At 45.8% G+C, this 4725-nt stretch carries 6 protein-coding genes and 1 pseudogene; 5 read left to right on the top strand and 2 right to left on the bottom strand.

Annotated features, from left to right (window positions below; translation table 11 throughout):
• Window positions 1-399: pseudogene (locus tag VIM72_RS14600) on the top strand (hypothetical protein); the annotation flags it as partial.
• Window positions 400-438: 39 nt separating this feature from the next.
• Here VIM72_RS14600 and VIM72_RS14595 read toward each other — a convergent pair.
• A complete protein-coding gene (locus VIM72_RS14595) occupies window positions 439-1275 on the bottom strand; it encodes a ThuA domain-containing protein (RefSeq protein ID WP_332003558.1) in 837 nt (278 codons plus the stop codon).
• A 353-nt stretch (window positions 1276-1628) separates the two neighbouring features.
• Here VIM72_RS14595 and VIM72_RS14590 point away from each other — a divergent pair, with 353 nt between their 5' ends.
• The gene (locus tag VIM72_RS14590; RefSeq protein WP_332003557.1) at window positions 1629-2105 is read left to right on the top strand and encodes a VOC family protein; all 477 of its coding nucleotides are present in this window, start codon (window positions 1629-1631) and stop codon (window positions 2103-2105) included.
• A 5-nt stretch (window positions 2106-2110) separates the two neighbouring features.
• Here VIM72_RS14590 and VIM72_RS14585 read toward each other — a convergent pair whose 3' ends face one another.
• A complete protein-coding gene (locus VIM72_RS14585; RefSeq protein ID WP_332003556.1) occupies window positions 2111-2530 on the bottom strand; it encodes a VOC family protein in 420 nt (139 codons plus the stop codon).
• Between the two features lie 124 nt (window positions 2531-2654).
• On the opposite strand from VIM72_RS14585, the gene VIM72_RS14580 reads away from it, so the two are divergent.
• The 3 genes from VIM72_RS14580 to VIM72_RS14570 form a co-directional block, all read left to right on the top strand.
• Window positions 2655-3644: a GlxA family transcriptional regulator gene (locus VIM72_RS14580; RefSeq protein ID WP_332003555.1), complete on the top strand. Its 990-nt coding sequence runs from the start codon at window positions 2655-2657 to the stop codon at window positions 3642-3644.
• Window positions 3645-3649: 5 nt separating this feature from the next.
• Window positions 3650-4090 (top strand): SRPBCC domain-containing protein, encoded by a 441-nt coding sequence (locus VIM72_RS14575; protein ID WP_332003554.1) that lies wholly within the window; start codon window positions 3650-3652, stop codon window positions 4088-4090.
• Between the two features lie 118 nt (window positions 4091-4208).
• Window positions 4209-4725: glycosyl hydrolase 2 galactose-binding domain-containing protein (locus tag VIM72_RS14570; protein WP_332003553.1), on the top strand; the 517-nt coding region annotated here is incomplete at its 3' end.

The following is a 4725-nucleotide window of genomic DNA, read 5'->3' as shown; positions in this document are numbered from 1 at the left end:
AATTATTTTATGATTGCAGATGGAAATACCGGTAATATCAGTATCGGCGGCTCCGTTCCGGTAGCCAATTACAAACTCACTGTAGACGGCACGCTCGGCGCGCGTCGCGTTAAAGTACAGCAAGGCGCCTGGGCCGATTATGTATTCCATCCGGATTACCAGTTACCCTCCCTCCAGCAGGTAGAAAACTTTGTTACTGCGAAAAAGCACCTGGAAGGCATCCCTTCGGAAAAAGAAGTATTGGAGAAAGGATTGGATCTTGGGGATTTTGACCAGCAGTTATTAAAGAAAGTAGAAGAACTGACCCTCTATATTATTCAATTGAATAAAAACGTGGAGCGCCTGAATAAACAGGTGGCGGAGCAACAGCAAACTATTGCCACCTTGCAGGCAAAGTAATAAAGAATGGGCACGGATCTACACCCTGCCCATTGTTTGTTATTCCTTCTTCCCCATCCACTGCAATGCATCCAGGATCATCCTGTTCTGTATTTCATTCGCAAAAGTGAAAGATAATTCCTTATTGGTATGGTGCTCGTAGTCGATATCATTATGCCCCATATTCACATATAGCATCTTATACTTTTTATTGGTCCATACCACGGGGTAATAGCCACTGTGCCAGATCTCGTGTGGTTTAGGTCCGGTGCCCAGCGGGAAGCTGCTGGAATCAACAGACAGCAGTATACTGATGTCGGGGTTTTTACGGAGGTCGTTGCTCCAGCGGTACCATTCATTGGGAGCGGTAGAAAAAGTATCCGGCAGGTTTTGGGTAATGGGGTGGGGGCGGTTTTCTACCCGCAATATAGCCGGCGTAGGACGCCAGGTATTGCTGGCATACGATCCGGAGCCCAGGAAGGTATTGTGGTACCAGTCCCAGTTTTGCGGAAAGGCAGATGGCGTAAGCGCAAATGCTGCAAAGTGAAAGCCTATCCATCCGCCGCCATGCTCCATGTATTCCCGGAAAGCGGCGCGTTGTGCAGGATCTTCCGGTCTTGTATCCAGGAAGATCACCACCTGGTATTTTGACAAAAATACTGCATTGAGGTTTTGCCAGTTGTTTGTGGAGTCGTAACTGAAATGATACTTTGCCGCCATTTCCGGAAACCATTTATTGGCCTCATGTACAAAACTGATATGCGCGGCGTCATTTTTAGCGGTGTAAAAAGCAATAACACGAAATTGCGGGGAGATGTCCTGTCGCGCCTGGCTTACAGCGCTGCCTAACAGGCTTAAAATAAGCCCAAGGATGCTTGTGCGGAATTTTAGCTTCATAAGTAGTAAATGAACTACAAAATAAACCATTTACGCGGATTTTGTCTGACTCAGGATTAAACTGATTATACTGATTACGCTGATTTGATTTTGGAATGATTTATAGGATTAAAAAAGATCTGGGAAGATCTAAGCGAAAGTATCTGCTTAAATCTTCCTGAATCTTTTTAAAATCAGTTATAAAATCCCAAAAAAAATCAGCGTAATCAGTATAATCAGTTTAATCCTGAGTCAGACAATCTCCGCATTGTCGCAAGCGCCCCTAAAGAATGTCGCTTTTGCACCGTAAATGAGAAAAAGAGGGCCGGTATCTTTGTAACGAAATGAACATCTTAAAATTTTAATCTATCGTTATGCAAAAGATCACACCATCGTTATGGTTTAACTTCAATGCGGAAGAAGCTATCAGTTTCTATTCATCTGTCTTTAAAAATGTAGAAATAAAAGATAAATCATATTATGGAGAAGGAACGTCCGTGCCTGCAGGTACCTTGCTGGCCGCTACTTTTTCCCTGGAAGGACAGGAATTCCTGGCTATCAATGCGGGGCCGCAATTCCCATTCACAGAAGCGGTTTCCTTTACGGTATACTGTGAAACACAGGAGGAAGTAGACTACTATTGGTCCAGGCTCACTGCCGGCGGAGGAAAGGAAGGGCAGTGCGGCTGGCTGAAAGATAAATATGGTTTATCCTGGCAGATTACGCCTACCATTATGCCTGGATTACTGAGCCACCCGGATAAGGAAAAGGCAGGCAGAGCCATGCAGGCCATGATGAAAATGGTGAAACTGGATATTGCAGCGCTTGAGAAAGCATTTAACGGTAAATAGTAACTTTATTGCCGGCTGTTACCTTCAAAATTAATAAGCCAGTGAAGACCAAATTTATCCGTAAGCCCACCAAACAAAGCCCCCCAGAAAGTACTTTCCAGCGGATGCGTGGCAATACCATCTGCAGAAAGACGGGCATAAAAAGTACGGGCTTCCTCTTCACTGTTACAGTCCAGCAATAAAGAAACGGTGTTGCCGGCGGTAAGCCCCGATTCTGGCACCATATCGGAAGCAGTAAGTACCAGGTTGCCTTTGGTAAGACTCGAATGCAGAATGAATGGCTTCATGAACGAAGGTATCTCCGCCGAAACAGGCGAATCGCCAATGGTCTGGAGCCTTAACTCTCCACCAAGACATTCCTTGTAGAAAGTCATTGCTTCCCGGCAGTTGCCGTTAAAAGTAAGGTAGGTATGGATGAAGGTCATCTTAAAACCGGATTTTTTGAATTAGCGTCATAATGCAAAAGTCGTAATGGTTCGGTTAAGTAACAGGGGTGTATAGCGACAATTCTCAGGCTAATTGCGGCATAAATTATTATAATAGCAGTGTATGATACATATTTCCATCCTGGTTCCCCTCGGGCATACCAGTTTAGTTAACATCGAAGGCAGTTACCAGATCCTGACCGATATCAATAATTTTCTCGCTGAAAAAGGCCGGGAACCAATGTTCCAGGTGCAGCTGGTAGGTCTGAAAACGGAAGTAAGCCAGCGTAACCGCTTATTTACCATCTCGCCGGAGGTGCTGATAAATGAAGTAAAGAAAACAGACCTGGTGATTATCCCTTCCCTCCACGGGGATCAGGTGAAGGCTGCGGAGCTGAATAAGGACTTTGTTCCCTGGATCAGGGAGCAATACCAGCAGGGCGCTTCTGTTGCCAGCCTGTGCCTCGGCGCTTTTTTCCTGGCCTCCACCGGGCTGCTCAAAGGAAAACAATGCGCTACCCACTGGAAAATGGCGCAGGAGTTCAGGACCATGTTTCCTGATGTACAACTGATGGACAACAGGATCATCACGGAAGACGAGCGTATTTATACCAGCGGCGGCGCCTATTCCTATCTTAACCTCATTCTCTACCTGGTAGAAAAATATGCAGGCAGGGATATTGCCATCCTCACCGCCAAGGCATATGCCATTGATATAGACCGCCAGAGCCAGTCGCCCTTCATTATTTTTGAAGGACAAAAAGCCCATAACGATGAACCTATCCTCAAAGCCCAGCAATTTATTGAATCCAGCTACCAGGATAAAATTACGGTGGAACAACTGTCGGATATGTCGGCTATAGGAAGAAGGACTTTTGAGAGAAGATTCAAAAAATCGACCGGTAACACGGTGGTAGAATATATTCAGCGGATAAAAATAGAAGCGGCGAAACGCGATTTTGAAACCAGTACAAAAAATGTGAATGAAGTAATTTACGACGTGGGATATGTTGACACCAAAACATTCCGTACCATGTTTAAAAAAGTAACAGGACTTACCCCATTGGAGTACCGCAATAAATACAATAAACAAATTATGAACCCTGTAAATTAATGACCATGGAAAAATCAACATTCAAAATTACCATCGACGCCCCACGTGAAAAAGTATGGGAAGTGCTTTGGGGTGATGCTTCCTACCGCCAGTGGACGGCTGTTTTCGCAGAAGGTTCCAGGGTGGAAACCACCTGGGAAAAAGGAAGTAAGGTATTATTCCTGGGCGACAGCAACGAGGGTATGGTAGCCCGTATTGCAGACAAAGTGCCGAATGAGTACATGTCGTTTCAGCACCTCGGTGAAATAAACAATGGGGTGGAAGACGTTACCAGCGATAAGGTGAAAGCCTGGGCGGGCGCGTTTGAGAATTATACGCTTACTAACGTTAACGGTAAAACGGAGTTGCTGGTAGATATGGATCTCGCCGATGAATTCAAGGACTATTTTACCAAAACATGGCCCCAGGCACTGGAAAAAGTAAAAGAACTGTCCGAAAAACAATAAAGCCAGCTTATTTTATAAATGGACATTTTCCGCTCTTCGACGGGAAACGTCCGCTTTGATCCGGGATACGGTTGTGCTATCTTTGCGGCATTGAACAATGACCGTAAAATAAAGCACTATGTTTCGGAAATCAGCGATCTCCTGCCTGCTGTTCTTATCTTTTTTAAGATTATCAGCGCAGGAAAAATATGAGCTCAACAGCGGATGGCAATGCAGTAATGTTGCCGGCGTGAAAGTCAGCGGTCAGCAACTCTCCAACCCAGGGTACGCCCTCTCCGGCTGGACGCCGGCAACAGTACCGGGAACGGTGCTCACCACTCTCCTGGATAATAAACAGGTGCCCGATCCGATGTATGGGATGAACAATGAAAAGATCCCGGATATTTACCACACCGGCCGCGATCATTACACGTATTGGTTTGTAAAAGACTTTGCAGAACAGCCTGCCACCGGCGATGCCCAGGTATGGCTGCATTTCAGGGGCGTGAATGATGGCTGCGATATTTACCTGAATGGCCATCGCGTTAATAAAACCACCCATTACGGCGCTTATCTGCGCCAATCCTATAACATCACCGCCTTCCTGGCAAGGAACGGTAAAAACCGCCTCGCCGTTATTGTATACCCGCCACAGT

Source organism: Chitinophaga sp. (genome assembly GCF_036569185.1).
Classification (GTDB): Bacteria; Bacteroidota; Bacteroidia; order Chitinophagales; family Chitinophagaceae; genus Chitinophaga.
The sequence above is the reverse complement of the archived record's forward strand: the minus strand, read 5'-3'. Positions and strand labels throughout refer to the sequence as shown.